Below are 20,227 nucleotides of genomic sequence, written 5' to 3'. Positions count from 1 at the left end.
GGCGGATGCGCGTGATCTTCATGGGAACGCCCGATTTTTCGGTGCCGGTGCTGGAGGCGCTGGTCGCCGCAGGTCACGATATTGCCGCCGTTTATACTCAGCCGCCCCGTCCGGCCGGGCGCGGGAAAAAGGACCGGCCCACGCCCGTTCATGCCCGCGCGGCCGAAATGGGGCTGGACGTGCGCCACCCGCTGAATTTTCGCGAGCAAGCGGAGCGCGCGGACTTCGCTGCGCTGAAGGCAGATGTTGCGGTGGTGGTGGCCTACGGCCTGATCCTGCCGCAAGAGGTGCTGGACGCGCCGCAGCGCGGCTGCCTGAATATTCATGCGTCGCTGTTGCCGCGCTGGCGCGGCGCGGCGCCGATCCATCGCGCGATCATGGCCGGCGATGCCGAGACCGGCGTGTGCATCATGCAGATGGAGCGTGGGCTGGATACCGGCCCGGTCCTGATGCGCCAACAGACGCCGATTGGCGCCGAGGAGACGACCGGCCAGCTTCATGACCGTCTGAGCATTATGGGCGCTGCGTTGATTTGCGACGCGCTGGCACGGCTGGATGCGCTGGTGCCGGAGCCGCAGGCCGAGCAGGGCGTGACCTACGCCGCCAAGATCGACAAGGCCGAAGCGCAGATCGACTGGACCCTCGGCGCGCCCGAGATTGACCGGAAAATACGAGGGCTTGCGCCGTTTCCAGGTGCCTGGACGCAGATCGCCGGGCAGCGGGTCAAGCTGCTGGCCTCGCGCGTCACAGGCGGGCAGGGCGCGGCGGGCCAGGTGCTGAACGACGCGCTGGAGGTCGCGTGCGGATCGGGCGCTGTGGAGCTTCTGCGCTTGCAGCGGGCCGGGCGCGCGGCGCAAGGCCGGGCGGAATTTCTGCGCGGCATGTCCGTTGCGGCGGGCGATATTTTGGGTGACGGCTGATGTTTCCTACCATCATGGGGACGGTCGTGATTGCCGGGATCGTCGGATATATCTCGGAGAAATCCGGGTTCACGCGCAACGGGTTTTTGCCGTCGATCATCATCTGCGTCGGCGGGGCATTCCTGTTTTACTTTGTGCGGCTGATGTTCGGGATCGGCTTTGGGTCGCCGGGAGTGAATGCGATCGTGTCCTCCATTGGCGCGCTGGTGATCGTTCCGTTCCATTGGCGCGGACGGCGCTGAACGCGGCGGCGGATTTGGGTATTTGGACCAAGAAAAGCCTGCGGGGCGCGCGATAAGGCAGGCGTTTTTTACTGGCGCGGCGGTGATGTTTTATACACCGGGATCGACCAGCCGAAGGCGAGCGAGCCTGCGCGCAGCGACCATGTGACCACTCCGCAACTGCCAAGCACGACGATGGTGTCGAACTGGAATTGATCAAGTATGGCCGCAACGCTTGACCCGGCGAAGGCGGCGCTGACATATAGCTTGCCCTTGCGCAGGACCAGCGGCACCTCGCCGACCACGACATCGCGCATCAGGCCGCCCATGCAGCCTGTGGAGACGCCCATCAGCACAACGATCAGCGGCGCCTGTCCCATTGCCAGCGCCGCCGAAACGCCCGCAGGGACCGCAACGGCCAAGGCAAAGCTGTCAAGCCACAGCAGCCAGCGATAGCGGCTTTCGACCAGGTGAGCGGTGAAGAAGATCAGCACGGCGGCGCCGGCGGCCAGCAAAATGTAGGTTGGATCGCCCATCCAGAAGATCGGATGCCGGTCCAGCATCACATCGCGCAGGGTGCCGCCGCCTACCGCCGTCAGGCTGGCGATAAAGGCAAAGCCGACGATGTCCAACTGCGCGCGGCTGGCGACCAGCGCGCCGGTCAGCGCGAAGATCAGCACCGAGGCGTAATCGAGCAGGGCAACCGCGCTCATTTCGCGGACTTGCTTTTGAAGGGGGCCATACCCTCGCGGGCGAGCTCATCGGCGCGTTCGTTTTCGGGATGGCCGGCATGGCCCTTGACCCATTCCCATGTGACTGTGTGACGGGCCTGCGCCGCATCGAGGCGCTGCCACAGTTCGGCGTTCTTGACCGGCTTTTTGGCGGCGGTTTTCCAGCCGTTGCGCTTCCATCCGTGAATCCAGCCGGTGACGCCGTTTTTGACATATTGGCTGTCGGTGACGATTGTCAGCTTGGAGGGTTTGGCCAGCGTTTCGAGCGCGTTGATCGCCGCCAGCAACTCCATCCGGTTGTTGGTGGTGTTGGCCTCCCCGCCCTTGAGGCAGCGTTCCTTGACGATGGTATCGCCGTCCATTGCGCGCAGCAGGGCGCCCCAGCCGCCGGGGCCGGGATTGCCTGAACAGGCGCCGTCGGTATAGGCGAAAAGCTTAGCCATGGGCGTGCAGGATGCTCCATTCGTCGCAGGTTCCGGCAAGGCCGGTATCGCGGCCTGTCCAGCTGCGCGCGGGGGTCAGGCCCGCGGCAATCAGCAGTTCGCGCAGCTCGGCCTCGGTATAGTAGGTGTAGAAGCGGCCCAGATCGTCACGGCCCGCGCCGGTGCCGGTTTTCATGCCGATATGCAGCAGTCCGCCGGGTTTCAGCGCGCGGTGGATCGCGGCGAGGTGGCCGGGCAGCGCCGCGCGTGGCGCGTGCAGCAGGCTGAAATTGGCCCAGACGCCATCATAGATCGCATCGCCGCCGATATCATCAAAGCTGGCCTGCCATGCGGTGACGCCGGGCTGTGCGGCGGCCATGGCGACCATTTCGGGCACCGCATCAATGGCATCGACGGCCAGCCCGGCAGCGGCCATCTGGCCCGCTGCGCGGCCGGGGCCGCAGCCGATATCAAGCACGCGCGCGCCGGGTGGCATGGCTGCGATGAAGGCGGCAAGATGTTTGTCGCCTGACAGCTCGTCGGTCATCGCGGCGTAGTCCTGCGCGCGGGCGCGATAGACGCCCAGAGTTTCGTCATCGACGGTCATAGAAAGACCGCCACGGCCAGGCAGCCCAGCACGATCGCCGTCAGCAGCACGCGCAGTTGCATCCACCATTCTGGCGCCACGCCAAAGCGCCAGAACAGCCAATCGATGCCCAGAAGGCCGGCAAAGCCCGCCATCAGCGACATGCCCGCGCTGACCGGCCCGCCGCCGGTGGTGAAAAATGCCCAGAGGGCAGGGATCACCGATAAGACATAGCCGACCGCCGCCTGATTCCCCTCCAGCTTCGTGGCAAATCCCCAGAGCACGCCGGACATGAAGGCCAGAATGATCGCGCCGTAGAACAGCATGACATATGGCCCGGCAAAGCGTGGGCCGATGCTGCGGATCGTCCAGTCAGCAAGGCCGGGTTGCAGGATCGTGATCGCGCCCCACAGGAACGGGATCAGCCCGGCAAGGCCCAGAATCAGCGCGGAGCGCGGCACGCCGGTCATGCCCATCATGCCGGCGCCCGCAGCACGCGCGGCACCTTGAATTCGACGTTTTCAACGGCGGTTTCGACGTGATTGATGGTCACGTCATAGCGGTCCTGAATGGCGGCGATCACCTCGTTCACCAGCACTTCGGGGGCGGACGCGCCAGCCGTCACGCCGATGCTGCGCACGCCTGTCAGGCTGCGCCAGTCGATGTCATCCGCGCGCTGCACCAGCTGCGCATACTCGCAGCCCGCACGCGCGCCAACCTCGACCAGTCGGCGCGAGTTGGAGGAGTTGGGCGCGCCGACCACCAGCATCGCGTCGCAATCGGGCGCCATTGCCTTGACCGCCGCCTGCCGGTTGGTGGTGGCGTAGCAGATGTCTTCCTTGTGGGGGCCGATGATGGCGGGGAACCGCGCCTTCAGCGCCGCGACGATGCCGATCGTGTCGTCCACGCTCAGCGTTGTTTGCGTGACATAGGCCAAGGCGGAGGCGTCACGCACCTCCAGTCGGGCGACGTCATCTTCGGTTTCGACCAGAATGACCGCGCCGGGGGGCAACTGGCCCATGGTGCCGATAGTTTCGGGGTGGCCGTCATGGCCGATCATGACGATCTGAAGCCCCGCCTCGTGGTGCCTTTCAGCCTCGATATGCACCTTGGAGACCAGCGGGCAGGTGGCGTCGACATAGATCATCTCTCGGGCGGTCGCTTCGGCCGGCACGGATTTTGGCACGCCATGCGCGGAAAAGATGACCGGACGGTCGTCAGGGCATTCGTCCAGTTCCTCGACGAAAATCGCACCTTTGGTGCGTAGATCGTCGACGACGTACTTGTTGTGAACAATCTCGTGGCGGACATAGACCGGCGCGCCCCATTTGGTCAGCGCCATTTCCACGATCTTGATCGCGCGATCGACGCCGGCGCAAAACCCGCGCGGGGCGGCCAGATGCAGGGTCAGGGGTGGTTTGCTCATTTTCGGCGCTCCTTGGTCTGCGCGACTTGGCGGCAGAGGTAAGCTGCGCAGCGCCGCGCGTCCAGTGGGCAGGGCGGAAAAGCCGCGCCGGTGGCAGCGCGGCTGGGCTCATATCGTCGCCGGTCAGTCCTGCTCTTCGAGCGTATCCTCGCGCGGCGCGGGCATTTCACGCGGCGGGCGGCCGATGACGTCCCTCAGGTCTTCCAGCTCGATAAAGTTGTCTGCCTGACGGCGCAGCTCGTCCGAGATCATCGGGGGCTGGCTGCGGATGGTGGACACGACGGACACGCGCACGCCTTGCCGCTGGAGCGACTCGACCAGAGGCCGGAAATCGCCATCGCCCGAAAACAGAACGATGTGGTCGACGCGCGGTGCCAGTTCCATCGCATCGACGGCCAGCTCGATATCCATGTTGCCCTTGACCTTGCGGCGGCCCTGACTGTCGGTGTATTCCTTGGCCGGTTTTGTCACCATGGAAAAACCGTTGTAATTCAGCCAGTCAACCAGCGGGCGGATCGGTGAATATTCGTCGTTTTCCAGCAGGGCAGTATAGTAGAACGCGCGCAGCAGCTTGCCGCGGCGCATGAATTCCGACCGCAGCAGCTTGTAGTCAATGTCGAAGCCCAGCGCCTTGCCGGCCGCGTAGAGGTTCGAGCCGTCAATAAACAGCGCAAGGCGCTCATCTTTGTAAAACATTCCTTGATCCTTTCCGCCGGCTTGCACAGGATCGCTTACGGCGGTGAAAAATTACCGTAAAAGAAAGTGTTGCCGGATTAATCTGGCACAGGCTTAATTTCAAGCGTAACGCGGGGCAAGGCCACCGGGTTCGATCTTTAGGTGGGTGACGTGACGGTAATTGAAAGTTTTCTGATTGCACTGGGCGGAAATCTGCCGTCCAGCGCAGGCGCGCCCGGCGAAACCTTGCGCGCGGCGCTGGATTTGCTGGTGGCCGAAGGGGCCGAATTGCGCGCCGTCAGTCCATTCTATGCCACGCCATGTTTTCCGGCGGGGGCGGGACCGGACTATGTCAATGCGGCGGCCGAAATCGGGGTCAGGGGGGATGCGCAGCAGGCGCTGGACCTGTTGCACCGGGTTGAGGCGCATTTTGGCCGCGAACGGGTGCAGCGATGGGGGCGGCGCACGCTGGATCTGGATCTGATCGCGCAGGGGCAGACGGTTCTGCCGGACCCGGCCGGTTATGCTGCCTGGCGCGATCTGCCGCTGGATGACCAGATGACGCGCACCCCCGATGAGCTGATCCTGCCGCATCCGCGGGTGCAGGACCGCGCCTTTGTGCTGGTGCCGCTGGCCGATATCGCGCCGGACTGGCGCCATCCGGTGCTGGGCCGCACGGTGCGCGAAATGGCGGACGCGCTGCCCGCACAGGTCCGCGCCGAGGTGGTCCGCCTGCCATAACCTGCTTGCGTATCGCGCGATACGCGCGTAAGGGAGACGTTTCCACGCTGCTTAAATTCCGGAGGTCTCATGGCCCGCGTAACTACCGAAGACTGCGTCGACAAGGTTCCCAACCGGTTCGAGCTGGTGATGCTGGCCGCGCATCGCGCCCGCGAAATCACCGCCGGGGCGCCGCTGACCGTGGACCGCGACAACGACAAGAACCCGGTCGTGGCCCTGCGCGAAATCGCAGAGGAAACCCAAAGCGCCGACGACCTGCGCGAGCGCATGATCGAGTCGAACCAGACCGAAATCGAAGTCGACGAGCCTGAAGAGGACCAGATGGCGCTTCTGATGGGCGGTGAGGCGGACAAGCCCGCCGAAGACGACATGTCCGAAGAGCGTCTTTTGCGCGAACTGATGAAGGCGCAGGGCCAGGGCTGATACCCCCGGCCCATCCGCGGCACAGCGCCGCGGCGCGACGGGTGCATCACATGATTACCGCCGATGACCTGATCGCGCTGGTGCGCAGCTACAACCCCCGCTGCGATGAGGGCCTGCTGCGGCGGGGCTATAATTACGGCCTGCGCATGCACGAAGGGCAGACCCGCTATTCGGGAGAGCCCTATTTCACGCACCCCATCGCTGTTGCCGCCATTCTGGCGCAGCAGCGGCTGGGGGATGCGACCATCGTCACCGCCCTGCTGCATGACACGATCGAGGACACGCGCGCCTCCTACGCCAGCGTGGCTGAAATGTTCGGCGTCGAGGTGGCCGATCTGGTCGATGGCGTGACCAAGCTGACCAATCTTCAGCTCAGCAGCAGCGAGACCAAGCAGGCCGAGAATTTCCGCAAGCTGCTGATCGCCATGTCCAAGGACCTGCGCGTGATTCTGGTCAAGCTGGCCGACCGTCTGCACAACATGCGAACTATCAAGGCGATGCGCCCCGACAAGCAGGTGCAAAAGGCACGCGAGACGATGGATATCTATGCGCCGCTGGCCGGGCGCATGGGCATGCAATGGATGCGCGAAGAGCTGGAGGATCTGGCCTTTCGCGTCATCAACCCCGAGGCGCGCGCGTCGATCATGCGCCGGTTCATCACGCTGCAACACGAATCGGGCAACGTCATCAGCTCGATCACCGCCGACATCCGCAAGGAACTGACCCGCGTCGGCATCGAGGCCGAAGTGCTGGGCCGCGCCAAGAAACCCTATTCGATCTGGCGCAAGATGCAGGAAAAGGATCTGGCCTTTTCGCGCCTGTCGGACATCTACGGGTTCCGCATCATCTGCGCGGATGAGGCCGAATGTTACGCCATTCTGGGCGCGATCCATCAACGCTGGCGCGCCGTACCGGGCCGGTTCAAGGATTACATCAGCCAGCCCAAATCGAACGGCTACCGGTCGATCCACACCACCGTGTCGGGCCGCGATGGCAAGCGGGTGGAGGTGCAGATCCGCACCCGCCAGATGCATGACGTGGCCGAATCGGGCGTTGCCGCGCATTGGTCCTACCGCGACGGCGTGCGCAGCGAGAACCCCTTTGCCGTCGATCCGGCCAAGTGGATCAACACGCTGACCGATCAGCTGGACGGTGATGACGACGCCGATTTCCTTGAGGCGGTCAAGCTTGAGATGTATTCCGATCAGGTCTTTTGCTTTACCCCCAAGGGGGAGGTGGTCAAGCTGCCGCGCGGCGCAACCCCGATTGATTTTGCCTATGCCATCCACACCCGCGTGGGCAATTCGGTGGTCGGGGCCAAGATTGACGGCATGCGCGTGCCGCTCTGGACACGGATCAAGAATGGCCAGTCGGTGGACGTCATCACCGCGGACGGACAGATGCCGCAATCGACATGGCTGGACATCGCCACGACGGGCAAGGCGAAATCCGCCATCCGCCGCGCCCTGCGCGAGGTGGATCGCGGCCGCTACATCAAGCTGGGCCGCGAACTGGCCCGCGCCGCGTTCGAGCATGTGGGCAAACGCGCCACAGACAAGGCGCTGACCGCCGCCGCGCGCACCCTCCAGCTGAAGGATGTCGATTCCGTGCTGGCGCGCATGGGCAGCGCCGAATTGACCGCGCGCGAGGTGGTCAGCGCCGTCTATCCCGATCTGGCGCCGCAAGGCGGCGATGAGGTGGGCCGCGACCGCGCCGTCATCGGCCTTGAGCCTGACCAGCGATTCGAGCGCGCGCAATGCTGCGAGCCGCTGCCGGGCGAGCGGATTGTCGGGATCACCTTTCGCGGCAAGGGCGTTGTCGTCCATTCGATCGACTGCGACAGCCTCAGCACCTATGAGGAGCAGCCGGAGCGCTGGATTGATCTGGCCTGGCATTCGGGCACGCATGCGGCGTCCTACGGTGTGTCGCTGAATATCACGATGAGCAATGACGCCGGCGTGCTGGGGCGCATTTGCACCTTGATCGGCGAGTGCGGTGCCAATATCTCGAACATGACCTTTGTGGATCGTAAGCCCGATTTTTACCGTCTGCTGGTCGAGGTCGAGTTGCGTGATGCCGAACAGTTGCACAGCGTGATCAATATGCTGAATGCAGATACCGACGTTGCGCAGGTCGAGCGTCTTCGCGATCTGTCCCGTGCCGCCGGCAAGGGCGAAACCTGAGAAACGGGAGTGCGCCGCGTTGGTCTTCAAGCGACGAGATAAAAGATCGTTCTGGAGAACCGTCGGCGCCTTTTTCTGGCCCAAGGGCGGCTGGACCCGTGCGGCCCGCTACGTCAAATATCGCGTCACCCGCCTGCCGGACCCGCCGCACCGCATCGCGCGGGGCATCTTTGTCGGGGTGCTGGTGACATTCTCGCCGTTCTTCGGGCTGCATTTCGTTCTGGCGGCGCTGATTTCCAAGATCATTCGCGGCAATATCGTGGCGGCGCTGCTGGCCACATTCGTCGGCAATCCGCTGACCTTTCCTGCGATTGCCGCCAGCGCCCTGCAAACCGGCTATTTCATTCTTGGCACCGGCAGCGGGCGCACGGCCGAGGATGTCCACCTGACACTGGGGGCCAAGATCGTCGGCGCGATGGCGGATCTGAAGCACAACTTCATGGCGATGTTCACCGATGAAACGGCGCATTGGAGCAAGCTGGCCGTTTTTTATGACGAGGTTTTCCTGCCCTATCTGATCGGCGGCATCATCCCCGGCCTGATCTGCGCCATCGCCGCCTACTATTTCTCGCTTCCCGTCATACTGGTCTATCAAAAACGCAGGCAGGCCCGGCTCAAGGCCAAGTGGATCGCGCTGAAACAAAAGGCCGCGGTGGACGATGCCAAAGCGCCACAGTCGCCGCCCGAGCGCTGAACGCCGCTTGACCCTGCGCCGGGCAGGGACCTTACTAAGGTTGAGTATTGTTCGGGGGGACACCATGACGGATGCATCCAAGCTGCGCCTTGGCGTGAATATCGACCACGTCGCCACCTTGCGCAACGCGCGCGGCGGCGCCGTGCCGTGTCCGGTGCGCGCGGCCCTGCTGGCGCAAGAGGCCGGCGCCGATGGCATCACCGCCCATCTGCGCGAGGATCGCCGCCATATCCGTGACGCCGATATCGATGCGCTGATGGACGCGCTGGCCGTGCCGCTGAACTTTGAAATGGCCGCAACCGACGAGATGGCGCAGATCGCCCTGCGCCTGAAACCCCACGCCGTGTGCGTGGTGCCGGAAAAGCGGGAGGAACGCACGACCGAGGGCGGGCTGGACGTGGTCGGCAGCGAACCCAAGCTGGCCGATTACATCGCACCCCTGCGCGAGGCGGGCAGCCGCGTGTCGATCTTCATCGGCGCGGATGCGGCACAGATCGACGCGGCCGCGCGCATCGGCGCGGCGGTGATCGAATTGCACACCGGCGCCTATTGCGACGCCCATGCCGAGGGCCGTTTTGACGCGCGCGATGCCGAACTGGCGGCGCTGTCGGAAATGGCGACCTATGCCCATTCGCTGGGCCTTGAGGTGCATGCGGGGCATGGCCTGACCTTTGACACCGTGGCCCCCATCGCGGCATTGCCCGAAGTGATGGAGCTGAATATCGGTCATTTCCTGATCGGCGAGGCGGTGTTCATGGGGCTGGCGCCCGCCATCGCGGAGATGCGCCGCCGGATGGACGCGGCGCGGTGAATTATCCGCGCTATACGGCCGTCTTTCTGGGCATGGCCATCGGCGTTGCGCTGATCGTCATGGCGGCCAATGCGTGGCTTGATGCGGGGCTTGGATCGTCCGCGCAGCTTCTGGCGCCCGCGATGGTCGCGGCGTTGATCGAGGGGCGCGCATTCGTCCGCGAGGAGGGGCGCAAGCCCAACATGGCCGAAGCGTGGAACTTTGCCCTGCTGGCCACGGCGCTTGCGGTGGTGCTGAATGTCGCGCTGAGCTACGCAATGGCGGCGCTGCTGCCCGAATTTGCCAAGCTGACCATTGCCGAATTCGGCTCGCGGCAGTTTCTGATCCTGCTGGCGCTCTATGCGCTGGGCTATCTTCTGTCGAACCGCTTTTTCCTGAGCATCGGCGCGCGCAGCGAGCAGGATGCGATCAGCCGCCGGAACGGCGTGGATAAACTGTGATCCTTGGCATCGGCAGCGATCTGGCCAATATCGAGCGGATCGCCCGCACGCTGGACCGTTTCGGCGACCGCTTCCGCGCACGCGTCTTTACCGAGGTGGAGCAGCGCAAGGCCGAAGCGCGCGCCGACACCCCCGGCACCTATGCCAAACGCTGGGCCGCCAAGGAGGCATGCTCAAAGGCGCTGGGAACCGGCCTGCGCATGGGCATCGCGTGGAAGGATATGGCCGTCAGCAACCTGCCCACCGGCCAGCCGGTGATGCAGGTCACAGGCTGGGCCAAGGAACGGCTGGCGCAAATGACCCCGCCGGGACACACGGCCATCATCCACGTCACGCTGACCGATGACCACCCTTGGGCGCAGGCCTTTGTGGTGATCGAGGCGCGCCCGGTCCCGCCCGCGCCCGACAGCGCGGGTTGACTTGGCCCGCCCCCGCGCCCATGAAGCAGCACGATTGACAGACCCATATTGCAAAGGCGGAGACCGCGCATGGCATCCGAGGCCAAGACAGGCAATCCCATCATCGAGACGATCAAGACGGTGGTTTTCGCCCTCCTGATCGCCGGCATTTTCCGCACACTGTTCTTTCAACCGTTCTGGATTCCGTCCGGCTCGATGAAGGATACGCTGCTGATCGGTGATTTCCTTTTCGTGAACAAAATGGCGTATGGCTATTCCTACGCGTCCTGCCCGTCGGTCCGGTTTGGCCCGATCGATGTCGACGCCGCCGACATCTGCGGCTTTCTGGACGGCGACAACACCCGGCTCTGGGGCTCGGAGCCTGAGCGCGGCGATATCATCGTGTTCCGCCATCCCGTCAACCACAGCGATTTCATCAAACGTCTGATCGGCATGCCGGGCGACACGGTCCAGATGAAGGACGGCGTGCTGCATCTGAACGGCACCCCGGTTCAGCTGGAGGATGCGGGCAGTTTCGATGAAGTATACGAAAGCCAAGGCTCGATGAACAGCCGCCCGCGCTGTGCCAATGGCGTCGTGGGCGAGGGCGCGACGTGCGTCAAGGAGCGGCAGATTGAAACGCTGCCGAACGGCAAATCGTATAATGTTCTGAACATCGGCGACCAACGCTCGGACGATACCGGCGTGTTTACGGTCCCCGAGGGGCATTACTTCTTCATGGGTGACAACCGCGACAATTCCACCGACAGCCGCTATCCCCAGACCGTCGGCGGCGTCGGCTTCGTGCCGTTCGAAAACCTGATCGGCCGCGCCAATCGGGTGATCTTCTCCTCGGCCGGCAAATCCATGCTGTATTTCTGGACGTGGCGCTCGGACCGTTTCTTCAAGGGGCTGGATTGAGACTCTCCGCTGACCTCAAGGCCTTTGCGGCGCGGCTCGGGCATGATTTTTCCCGCCCCGCGCTGCTGATCGAGGCCGTCACGCATCCGTCGATGTCCTCGCCCAGCCGGTCTGACAACCAGCGGCTGGAGTTTCTGGGCGACCGCGTGCTGGGCCTCGTGATGGCCGAGGCGCTGCTGGCCCATGATCCGACCGCCGCCGAAGGGCTGCTGGCGCCCCGCTTCAACGCGTTGGTGCGCAAGGAAGCCTGCGCAGACGTCGCGCGCGCGATTGATCTGGGCGCGGTGCTGAAACTGGGCCGCTCGGAAATGCTGTCCGGCGGGCGCCGCAAGCAGGCGCTTTTGGGCGACGCGATGGAGGCGGTGATTGCCGCGGTCTATCAGGATGCCGGGTTCGAGGCGGCGCGGCGCGTCATCATGGCGCATTGGGCCCCCCGGATAGACGCGGTGGAGCAGGACGCGCGCGACGCGAAAACAGCGCTTCAGGAATGGGCGCAGGCGCGCGGCATGCCGCCGCCGCGCTACGTGCAGACGGCGCGCAGCGGTCCCGACCACGCCCCGTTTTTCACCATATCGGCCAGGCTTGAGAACGGGACCGAAGAAACCGCCACAGCCGGCTCCAAACGGCAGGCCGAACAAATGGCCGCCAAGGCGCTGATGGCCCGGCTTGAGCAAGGCGCCTGAACGCAGCGCGCCGCCGCACCCTCTGGGCAAGCGCGCCACAATCGGGTAGGTCTGCGGCCTGCAACAGATGGAACACAGCCACATGAGCACACGCGCCGGATTTGTCGCCCTGATCGGAGAGCCGAACGCAGGTAAATCGACCCTGCTGAACCGCATGGTCGGCGCCAAGGTCAGTATCGTCACCCACAAGGTGCAGACAACCCGCGCCCGCATCCGCGGGGTTGCGATCGAGGGTGACGCGCAGCTGGTGTTTGTCGACACGCCGGGCCTGTTCAAACCGCGCCGCCGCCTTGACCGCGCCATGGTCGCCGCCGCCTGGGGCGGGGCCGCAGACGCCGACGTTGTCGTCCTGCTGATCGAGGCGAACCGCGGCATCACCGACGGTGTGAAGGCCATCCTCGAAAACCTGGGCGAGGTGACAAGGGGCCGCAAAGTGGCGCTGGCGATAAACAAGATCGACCGCGTCCAATCGCCGGCACTGCTGGCGCTGACCAAGGACATGAACGACCGGTTCCCCTTTGAAGAAACCTTCATGATATCCGCCGAAAAGGGCCACGGCGTCGCCAGCCTGCGCGCTTGGCTGGCAGGCCAGCTGCCGGACGGCCCATGGCTCTACCCCGAAGATCAGATCGCCGATCTGCCCCTGCGCATGATCGCCGCCGAAATCACCCGCGAAAAGCTGACGCTGCGCCTGCATCAGGAATTGCCGTACCAGCTGACCGTCGAGACGGAAAACTGGGAGGAACGGCCCGACGGATCAGCCCGCATTGATCAGCTGATCTACGTCATGCGCGACGGCCACAAGGGCATCGTGCTGGGCCACAAGGGCGAGACGATCAAACAGGTCGGCGCCGCCGCCCGCGCGGAACTGGAGGAATTCCTCGGCCGCCGCGTCCATCTTTTCCTGCAGATCAAGGTACGCCCAAATTGGCTGGAAGAGGCCGAGCGGTATTCGGAAATGGGGCTGGACTTCAAGGACGGAAATTGATGCGGCCCCTGGTGCTTCATCTTGGTAAAAATACTCAAATTCAACACAAGACATGACGCGCCTTACCGCAGAATTCTGGGTGCATGCCTATATTGCCCGCCTGCGCGGCGCGGATATCCCGGCCTTTGTGACCGCGCATGGCGATGACGCGTCCGGCGCGGTTCTGGTCAAGCTCAACACTCTGGACGGGCAGGCCGCAGCATACTGTCGCAGCTTCGATCTGATGAGCGGCGCGCGCAAATGGGACACGCTGATTTCAGGCGCGGAGGCGGATGTGGACGCCGCCATCGCGCGGCAACGCGGATTTGATCCCGATCTTTGGGTGATCGAGGTCGAGGATCGCGCAGGGCGCCATCTGCTGGACCAGCCCGGCCTTGCAGAGTGATGCGCTTGGCTTAGTTTTGCCTTGGCGGTGCAGGAGTGGCTGGGAATGGAATGGCGCGATCAGGGGATTTTACTGTCGGCGCGCCCGCATGGCGAAAGCGCCGCAATCATCGAAGTTCTGACGCCGGGGCGCGGCCGTCACGCGGGCGTTGTGCGGGGCGGCGCGTCGCGCAGGCTGGCGCCGATCCTGCAACCGGGCGCGCAGCTGGATCTGGCATGGCGCGCCCGTCTGGAAGAGCATATGGGCGTTTTCACGGTTGAGCCTGTGCGCAGCCGTACGGCCCTTGCGATGGAGGACCGGCTGGCACTGTCGGGGCTGAATGCGGTCACGTCGCTACTGCTGTTTTCGCTGCCCGAACGGGAGGCGTATGCAGATTTGTATCAGCGGACGGAAACGCTGCTGGATCTCATGGGGGCCCGTGATGCGTGGCCGCTGGCCTATCTGCGCTGGGAAATGGCGCTTTTGCGCGATCTTGGGTTCGGCCTCGATTTGTCGGCCTGTGCGGTGCGCGGCGCGCGCGCGAACGATCTGAGCTATGTATCGCCGCGCAGCGGCCGCGCGGTCTCGCGGGCGGGGGCCGGGGACTGGGCGGATCGGCTTCTGCCCTTGCCGCCCTGCATGCTGGGCCATGGCGCTGCGCCCGACGCGGACATTGCCGAGGGGCTGCGCACCACCGGCTTTTTCCTGCACAATAAGCTGGCGGCGGATCTGGGTGGCAAACCCGTCCCCGATGCGCGCGCGCGGTTCATCGCGCGATTTGAGGCACGGATCGCGCAAGGCGGGACCGTCGATTGAGCCTTTCAAGGAAGGTGAACGTGATGCCGTTGCTTCAGCCGCCAAGCGGTGTTTGCTGGATCAGATGAAAGTATCCGGTCCGGGACTCCCCAACAAGGCTGAGCGTGTTGAGTGTGAACGGACGGGGCAGCAGGGGTGTCACTCTATCAGCAAGAGCGGCGTGCGCTTTTGCAACTTGCGCTGTTGGGTGTTTGTCTGTCAGCGTCATATGCCAGCGAAAACAGTCCATTACATGCGGATACCCCCAGCGGTGCAGATTTTGGACCTGGGCCGGGCCAAGGCGGGGAGTGCTGTGCCGGGCCAGCTCGGCCTCGGTCAGGGGTGCGCGAAATCCATCGAAGGACTGGACCACGTCTGACGCAAGGCGCGCCAGAGGCTCCGCATCCCCCTGGGGCACCAGAGCGAGGAAGCGGCCAAGCTGGGCCAATTCCAGTCCGTCGCTATGCGCGGGTGTCATGGCAGCGCAGAAGGCTGTCAGGGCCGCGGCCAACTCGGCTTCGGTGCGACCGGCAGCGAGGCGGAACGGCGGTTTGATCGTGGCATGGAAGCCGTATCGGCGCGGCGTTTGCGTCAGTTCGTCGATGTGTATGGGAAGATTTGGCACGCGGATGCGCTGCGCTGGAACGCGGCCGGCGCGAATGTCCCAGCCCAGCCACTCGGCGCCGAACCGGGCAAGGGGACCTTCGGCAGGTGTGTAGTAGATCGCGTAGCGCTGAAATTCAGGATGGGGCATTGAGTGGAAGGCTTTTGTTAGAGGGTCTCGCCGGGGCCTTAGGGATGGCATAGCGCGGCAGCCATGGTTCGTGTCCCGGAATATGGCGAACACTCTCAATGCTGATGATGTTCCGTGCCGCACATGCGGCGCAATGGGTATTTTGACCAAGAAAATGCCGCAGGGCGCGTTTGCGGCGGGCCGGGCGTGCCGCACCGCAGGCGATCTGCGGTGCGGCCAAGGTATTCTAGCCCAAGAGGCGGCGGGCGATGACCTGCGCCTGAATTTCGGCGGCGCCCTCAAAGATGTTGAGGATGCGCGCGTCGCACAGGATGCGGCTGATCTTGTATTCCAGCGCGAAGCCGTTTCCACCGTGGATTTGAAGGCCATTGTCGGCAGCGGCCCATGCCACGCGGGCGCCCAGCAGCTTGGCCATGCCGGCCTCGACGTCGCAGCGGCGGCCCTCGTCCTTTTCCCAGGCCGAGAAATAGGTCAGCTGGCGGGCTATCATGATTTCGACGGCCATCATCGCCAGCTTGCCGGACACGCGCGGGAAGTCGATCAGCGATTTGCCGAACTGCTTGCGGTCCTGTGCGTATTGCATCGACACGTCCAGCGCCGATTGCGCCACGCCGACGGCGCGTGCCGCGGTCTGGATGCGGGCGGATTCGAACGTTTCCATCAGCTGTTTGAAGCCTTTGCCCTCTTCGCCGCCCAAGAGGTTTTCGCCCTTGACGTGGAAATTGTCGAAACCCAGTTCGTATTCCTTCATGCCGCGATAGCCCAGCACCTCGATCTCGCCGCCCGACATACCGTCGGTGGGGAAGGGGGCCGCGTCCGTGCCGGGGGTTTTCTCGGCCAGAAACATCGACAGGCCCTTGTGGTCGGTGCTGGCTGGATCGGTGCGCGCCAGCAGGGTCATCACATGGGTGCGGGCGGCGTGGGTGATCCATGTCTTGTTGCCGGTAATGCGGTAATCGTCGCCATCCTTGACCGCGCGGGTGCGCAGCGCGCCAAGGTCGGAGCCGGTGTTGGGTTCTGTAAACACCGCCGTCGGCAGGATTTCGGCGCTGGCGAGTTTGGGCAGCCAATGCGCCTTTTGCGCGTCGGTTCCGCCGCAGATGATCAGCTCGGCCGCGATTTCGCTGCGCGTGCCGAGCGAGCCGACGCCGATATAGCCGCGGCTGAGCTCTTCGGAGACGACGACCATCGACGCTTTGCTGAGGCCCAGACCGCCGAATTCTTCGGGGATGGTCAGGCCGAACACGCCCATTTCGGCCAGTTCCTCGATGATTTCCATCGGGATCAACTCGTCCTTGAGGTGCCAGTCATGCGCGTGCGGCTCGACCCGGTCGATGGCGTAGCGGCGGAACTGCTCGCGGATCATCTCCAATTCTTCGTCCAGACCGGTGCGGCCAACGGTGATTTCGGCGGCGCGGTCCTGCATCAGGTGCACCAGACGCGTGCGGGCGGCCTGGCTGTTGCCACTCTGCGAAAGGGTCATGATTTCGGGCGTCATCAGGCCGCGCACATCGTCCTGCGACAGGCCGATATCGGAAAGGCGCAGGATCTCGCCCTGGCTCATCGGGATGCCGCCATGGATTTGCGACAGATATTCGCCAAAGGCGATCTGGTGAAGCAGCGCCTCGACCTCGCTGAAGGTGCCTTGCTCTTGCAGGCGGTCGGCCCATGCCTGCATCTGGTGGAGCGCCTCGGAATAGGTGGCAAGCCATGCCAACCCATGTGCGGCGGTCTGATGCTGTTCGACCAGCGCGTTCGAGACCCGGTCCCCCTCGGAGACCAGCGCCTTGACACTGGCTGTGGCGGCGTCCAGCAGGGCGGCGACGGGGGCAAGGCTGGCGCGGGTCAGTTCCGGCAGATTGTCCAGCAGTACGGCAGGTGATGTCATTTCAATTTGTCCGTCATGGGCCATTTCTAGATCCTTTCAAACTTGCAGTCCGTCCTAATCACTTCGCAGGTGCAGCGCAACTATTATACCTTTGGGCGGCACGTTTTGGATTAATATTGCGCGACATTTCTTAATGTGAGGTAATTTGGTGCTGTCTATTAGGTGATGGAACCGTCTTTCTGTTGCGGTACGGTCATTTTGACAACTGGCGCGGGCGGCGCGAATCGCAAGGATGCAGGGCGCGATGCGACGCGACCATCGCGCAATTTCCGGGCTTGTTTTACGCCAGATTGCACTGGCAGGTGCGAATTATCGCCGCATTTGCCGCAGATGCGGCGCGCTTTATGGTTTTGTTTCCACGTATTGCGCATATACTGCCCAAGCAGCAGAATCTGCGCAACGCACTGGACCGGGGGACTATGCCGATGATCCGATCGGAGTTGATTCAGAAGATTGCCGATGAAAATCCGCATCTGTACCAACGGGATGTGGAGCGGATCGTAAACACGGTCTTTAACGAGATTACCGATGCAATGGCGTCAGGCAACCGGGTGGAGCTGCGCGGCTTTGGCGCATTTTCAGTTAAAAAGCGCGATGCGCGATTGGGCCGGAACCCGCGCACGGGCGAGTCCGTTCCTGTCGAAGAAAAACACGTGCCATTCTTCAAGACTGGCAAACTCCTTCGGGACCGACTGAACGGAAAGTAAATCATGCGCTATATTCGTTATGCCTCCATCGCTATTTTTGCGGTGGCCTTGATCCTGATTGCGCTGGCGAACCGCGTCGTTGTGCCTGTGGCCCTGGTGCCCGATGGCTTGAACAGGTTTACGGCCCTCAGCCCGACCTACGATCTGCCGTTATTCGTTGTCATCTTCGGCAGCATTCTGGCGGGCCTGATCCTCGGCTTTATATGGGAGTGGATCCGCGAGGCGGGTGAGCGCGCCGCAGCCGCCAGACAAACCCGCGAAATGGCCCGACTACGCGCCGAGATCAAGCGCCTCAAGCGGGACAAGCATGAGGGCAATGACGAGGTGATCGCCCTTCTGGATGACGGTCGCTGAGCGATCCGCATGAGCAGTGACATCCGGATCAAGATGTGCGGGCTGACGCAGCCTGCTGACGTTGCAAATGCAGTGTCGGCAGGGGCGCAGTATATCGGGTTTGTGTTTTTCCCGCGCTCACCGCGGAATGTCAGCGTCGACGCAGCTGCCGTGATGGCGGCGCGCGCGCCACAGGGGGTCACCTGCGTTGCTCTGACGGTGGATGCGGATGACGCGCAGCTTGACGCGCTGGTTGCTGCTGTGCCGCTGGATATGCTGCAACTGCACGGGTCGGAAACGCCCGCGCGCGTCGCCGCGCTCAAGGCGCGCTATGGCCTGCCTGTGATGAAGGCGATCGGCATCGCCGTGCAGGCGGATCTGGCGCAAATAGACATGTACGGCGACGTTGCCGATCAGTTGCTGATCGACGCCAAACCGCCCAAGGGCGCGCCGCTGCCGGGCGGCAATGCGCTGTCCTTCGACTGGTCTTTGATCGCCGGGCGCGACTGGACATTGCCATGGATGTTGGCCGGCGGCCTGACGCCCGCCAATGCCGCAGAAGCGGTGCAGCGCACCGGTGCGACCCAGCTTGACGTCAGCTCAGGCATCGAAAGCGCACCGGGCGTCAAGGATGCGGCGCTGATGCGGGCCTTCGTGATGGCGGCCCAAGGTTAGGGCGGCACCCTTTTCGCTGGAAAAGTTCTGCGCCGTCCCATATTCACCAACACAAGCGCATGACGGGAGAGGCCAGCGATATGAACGATCTATTCAACTCATTCATGACAGGCCCCGATGAAAAGGGCCGTTTCGGCGATTTTGGCGGGCGGTTCGTGTCGGAAACACTGATGCCGCTGATCCTCGAACTGGAAGAGCAGTACGAGCATGCAAAAACCGATGACAGCTTTTGGGCTGAAATGCAGGATCTGTGGACCAATTATGTCGGTCGCCCCAGCCCGCTCTACTACGCCGAGCGGCTGACGCAGCATCTGGGCGGCGCCAAGATTTATCTGAAGCGCGACGAGCTGAACCACACCGGCGCGCACAAGATCAACAACGTACTCGGCCAGATCATCCTTGCCCGCCGCATGGGCAAGTCCCGCATCATCGCCGAAACGGGCGCAGGGCAACATGGCGTGGCCACGGCGACGGTCTGTGCGAAATTTGGCCTGAAATGCGTGGTTTACATGGGCGCGCATGATGTCGAGCGTCAAAAGCCCAACGTGTTCCGCATGCGCCTGCTGGGCGCGGAGGTCGTCCCGGTAACCTCTGGCCGCGGCACGCTGAAGGATGCGATGAACGACGCATTGCGCGACTGGGTGACGAACGTGCGCGATACGTTCTATTGCATCGGCACGGTGGCCGGCCCGCATCCGTACCCGGCCATGGTCCGCGATTTCCAAAGCATTATCGGCAAGGAAGCCAAGGAGCAGATCCTGGCTGCCGAAGGGCGCCTGCCGGATACACTGATTGCGGCAATCGGTGGCGGTTCCAACGCGATGGGCCTGTTTTATCCGTTCCTTGATGACAAGGACGTTGGCATCATCGGTGTCGAGGCAGGCGGAAAAGGCGTCAATGCCAAGATGGAGCATTGCGCGTCGCTCACCGGCGGTCGCCCCGGCGTTTTGCACGGCAACCGCACCTATCTGCTACAGGATGACGACGGCCAGATCCTCGAAGGTCACTCGATTTCAGCGGGGCTGGATTACCCCGGTATCGGCCCCGAGCATAGCTGGCTGCACGACATCGGTCGCGCTGAATATGTCGCCATCACCGACAAGGAAGCACTGGAAGCGTTCCAACTGAGCTGCGCTTTGGAGGGGATTATTCCTGCGCTGGAGCCCAGTCACGCACTGGCGCACGTGATGAAGATCGCACCGGATCTGCCCAAGGACCATGTGATCATCATGAATATGTGCGGGCGCGGCGACAAAGACATCTTTACCGTGGCCAAGCATCTAGGCTTTGATATGGACGAAAAAGACTGAAACCGGGGCGTGTGCTGCGACGGGAGAAATGAGTATTTTTGCCAAGATGAACGAGAAGGTCCACCCCGCCCCCGAAACTCGCCAGGCGGAAAGGGTGGCGGGGCTTCACCTTGGGCGGTCATCGGCTCTCCAGCCTGT

Annotated in this window: 26 protein-coding genes; 18 read left to right on the top strand and 8 right to left on the bottom strand. The window is 63.5% G+C overall.

Translation table 11 applies throughout. From position 1 onward, the window contains the following. Positions 1-5: 5 nt before the first annotated feature. Together fmt and DQ230_RS01175 are read left to right on the top strand one after the other, a co-directional pair. Positions 6-920: a methionyl-tRNA formyltransferase gene (gene fmt, locus DQ230_RS01180; protein ID WP_113910657.1), complete on the top strand. Its 915-nt coding sequence runs from the start codon at positions 6-8 to the stop codon at positions 918-920. Then, complete coding sequence (locus tag DQ230_RS01175; RefSeq protein ID WP_113910656.1) at positions 920-1,162, top strand: hypothetical protein; 243 nt, start codon at positions 920-922, stop codon at positions 1,160-1,162. Before fmt ends, DQ230_RS01175 begins: the two co-directional genes overlap by 1 nt. Positions 1,163-1,230: 68 nt before the next feature. On the opposite strand, the gene DQ230_RS01170 is transcribed toward DQ230_RS01175, so the two are convergent. The 6 genes from DQ230_RS01170 to DQ230_RS01145 all read right to left on the bottom strand — a co-directional run bounded on the left by DQ230_RS01170 (position 1,231) and on the right by DQ230_RS01145 (position 5,002). Beyond that, entirely contained in the window at positions 1,231-1,854 is a 624-nt protein-coding gene (locus DQ230_RS01170; RefSeq protein ID WP_113910655.1) for a trimeric intracellular cation channel family protein, read from the bottom strand. Then, positions 1,851-2,315: a ribonuclease HI gene (gene rnhA / locus DQ230_RS01165; RefSeq protein WP_113910654.1), complete on the bottom strand. Its 465-nt coding sequence runs from the start codon at positions 2,313-2,315 to the stop codon at positions 1,851-1,853. Before rnhA ends, DQ230_RS01170 begins: the two co-directional genes overlap by 4 nt. Further along, positions 2,308-2,901 (bottom strand): class I SAM-dependent DNA methyltransferase, encoded by a 594-nt coding sequence (locus tag DQ230_RS01160; RefSeq protein WP_113910653.1) that lies wholly within the window; start codon positions 2,899-2,901, stop codon positions 2,308-2,310. Before DQ230_RS01160 ends, rnhA begins: the two co-directional genes overlap by 8 nt. Beyond that, positions 2,898-3,350, bottom strand: a complete 453-nt coding sequence (locus DQ230_RS01155; RefSeq protein WP_113910724.1) for a DUF3429 domain-containing protein — start codon at positions 3,348-3,350, stop codon at positions 2,898-2,900. The genes DQ230_RS01160 and DQ230_RS01155 overlap by 4 nt, the downstream gene beginning before the upstream one ends. A 5-nt stretch (positions 3,351-3,355) precedes the next feature. Further along, positions 3,356-4,306, bottom strand: a complete 951-nt coding sequence (gene ispH, locus DQ230_RS01150) for a 4-hydroxy-3-methylbut-2-enyl diphosphate reductase (RefSeq protein ID WP_113910652.1) — start codon at positions 4,304-4,306, stop codon at positions 3,356-3,358. A gap of 123 nt (positions 4,307-4,429) precedes the next feature. Then, positions 4,430-5,002, bottom strand: coding sequence for a LabA-like NYN domain-containing protein (locus DQ230_RS01145; protein ID WP_113910651.1), 573 nt, complete (start codon positions 5,000-5,002; stop codon positions 4,430-4,432). A gap of 150 nt (positions 5,003-5,152) precedes the next feature. Between DQ230_RS01145 and folK the strand changes: the two genes are divergently transcribed. The 12 genes from folK to recO all read left to right on the top strand — a co-directional run bounded on the left by folK (position 5,153) and on the right by recO (position 14,443). Beyond that, entirely contained in the window at positions 5,153-5,722 is a 570-nt protein-coding gene (gene folK / locus DQ230_RS01140; protein ID WP_113910650.1) for a 2-amino-4-hydroxy-6-hydroxymethyldihydropteridine diphosphokinase, read from the top strand. A 69-nt stretch (positions 5,723-5,791) separates the two neighbouring features. Beyond that, positions 5,792-6,145 carry a DNA-directed RNA polymerase subunit omega gene (rpoZ, locus tag DQ230_RS01135; RefSeq protein WP_113910649.1) on the top strand — a complete coding sequence of 118 codons (354 nt, stop codon included), beginning with the start codon at positions 5,792-5,794 and terminating at the stop codon, positions 6,143-6,145. A gap of 50 nt (positions 6,146-6,195) precedes the next feature. After that, entirely contained in the window at positions 6,196-8,328 is a 2,133-nt protein-coding gene (locus DQ230_RS01130) for a RelA/SpoT family protein (protein WP_113910648.1), read from the top strand. A gap of 19 nt (positions 8,329-8,347) precedes the next feature. Continuing rightward, the gene (locus DQ230_RS01125) at positions 8,348-9,022 is read left to right on the top strand and encodes a DUF2062 domain-containing protein (RefSeq protein ID WP_113910647.1); all 675 of its coding nucleotides are present in this window, start codon (positions 8,348-8,350) and stop codon (positions 9,020-9,022) included. Between the two features lie 64 nt (positions 9,023-9,086). Next, a complete protein-coding gene (locus tag DQ230_RS01120) occupies positions 9,087-9,833 on the top strand; it encodes a pyridoxine 5'-phosphate synthase (RefSeq protein WP_113910646.1) in 747 nt (248 codons plus the stop codon). After that, complete coding sequence (locus DQ230_RS01115; RefSeq protein WP_113910645.1) at positions 9,830-10,273, top strand: ABZJ_00895 family protein; 444 nt, start codon at positions 9,830-9,832, stop codon at positions 10,271-10,273. The genes DQ230_RS01120 and DQ230_RS01115 overlap by 4 nt, the downstream gene beginning before the upstream one ends. Continuing rightward, positions 10,270-10,692: a holo-ACP synthase gene (gene acpS / locus DQ230_RS01110; RefSeq protein WP_113910644.1), complete on the top strand. Its 423-nt coding sequence runs from the start codon at positions 10,270-10,272 to the stop codon at positions 10,690-10,692. The genes DQ230_RS01115 and acpS overlap by 4 nt, the downstream gene beginning before the upstream one ends. A 69-nt stretch (positions 10,693-10,761) precedes the next feature. Further along, positions 10,762-11,592, top strand: a complete 831-nt coding sequence (gene lepB, locus DQ230_RS01105) for a signal peptidase I (RefSeq protein ID WP_113910643.1) — start codon at positions 10,762-10,764, stop codon at positions 11,590-11,592. Next, positions 11,589-12,275 (top strand): ribonuclease III, encoded by a 687-nt coding sequence (gene rnc / locus DQ230_RS01100; RefSeq protein WP_113910642.1) that lies wholly within the window; start codon positions 11,589-11,591, stop codon positions 12,273-12,275. The genes lepB and rnc overlap by 4 nt, the downstream gene beginning before the upstream one ends. Positions 12,276-12,357: 82 nt before the next feature. Further along, positions 12,358-13,263: a GTPase Era gene (gene era, locus DQ230_RS01095; protein WP_113910641.1), complete on the top strand. Its 906-nt coding sequence runs from the start codon at positions 12,358-12,360 to the stop codon at positions 13,261-13,263. 52 nt (positions 13,264-13,315) lie between these two features. Continuing rightward, on the top strand, positions 13,316-13,648 hold the full coding sequence (locus tag DQ230_RS01090; protein WP_113910640.1) for a DUF1491 family protein: 333 nt from the start codon (positions 13,316-13,318) through the stop codon (positions 13,646-13,648). Between the two features lie 45 nt (positions 13,649-13,693). Then, entirely contained in the window at positions 13,694-14,443 is a 750-nt protein-coding gene (gene recO / locus DQ230_RS01085; protein ID WP_113910639.1) for a DNA repair protein RecO, read from the top strand. 34 nt (positions 14,444-14,477) lie between these two features. Here recO and DQ230_RS01080 read toward each other — a convergent pair whose 3' ends face one another. Together DQ230_RS01080 and DQ230_RS01075 are read right to left on the bottom strand one after the other, a co-directional pair. Continuing rightward, positions 14,478-15,176 (bottom strand): DUF1045 domain-containing protein, encoded by a 699-nt coding sequence (locus DQ230_RS01080; protein WP_113910638.1) that lies wholly within the window; start codon positions 15,174-15,176, stop codon positions 14,478-14,480. Between the two features lie 226 nt (positions 15,177-15,402). Then, positions 15,403-17,088, bottom strand: coding sequence for an acyl-CoA dehydrogenase family protein (locus DQ230_RS01075; protein WP_113910637.1), 1,686 nt, complete (start codon positions 17,086-17,088; stop codon positions 15,403-15,405). A 401-nt stretch (positions 17,089-17,489) separates the two neighbouring features. Here DQ230_RS01075 and ihfB point away from each other — a divergent pair, with 401 nt between their 5' ends. From ihfB to trpB, 4 genes are all read left to right on the top strand, one after another. After that, positions 17,490-17,771, top strand: coding sequence for an integration host factor subunit beta (gene ihfB, locus DQ230_RS01070; protein WP_113910723.1), 282 nt, complete (start codon positions 17,490-17,492; stop codon positions 17,769-17,771). Between the two features lie 3 nt (positions 17,772-17,774). Continuing rightward, on the top strand, positions 17,775-18,125 hold the full coding sequence (locus DQ230_RS01065) for a lipopolysaccharide assembly protein LapA domain-containing protein (RefSeq protein ID WP_113910636.1): 351 nt from the start codon (positions 17,775-17,777) through the stop codon (positions 18,123-18,125). Positions 18,126-18,134: 9 nt separating this feature from the next. Beyond that, positions 18,135-18,779, top strand: a complete 645-nt coding sequence (locus DQ230_RS01060) for a phosphoribosylanthranilate isomerase (protein WP_113910635.1) — start codon at positions 18,135-18,137, stop codon at positions 18,777-18,779. 80 nt (positions 18,780-18,859) lie between these two features. Further along, on the top strand, positions 18,860-20,089 hold the full coding sequence (gene trpB / locus DQ230_RS01055) for a tryptophan synthase subunit beta (RefSeq protein WP_113910634.1): 1,230 nt from the start codon (positions 18,860-18,862) through the stop codon (positions 20,087-20,089). Positions 20,090-20,227 lie beyond the last annotated feature (138 nt).

This window comes from Roseovarius dicentrarchi (genome assembly GCF_003316635.1).
Taxonomy (GTDB): Bacteria; Pseudomonadota; Alphaproteobacteria; order Rhodobacterales; family Rhodobacteraceae; genus Roseovarius; species Roseovarius dicentrarchi.
This window is presented reverse-complemented; position numbering and strand designations above follow the sequence as displayed.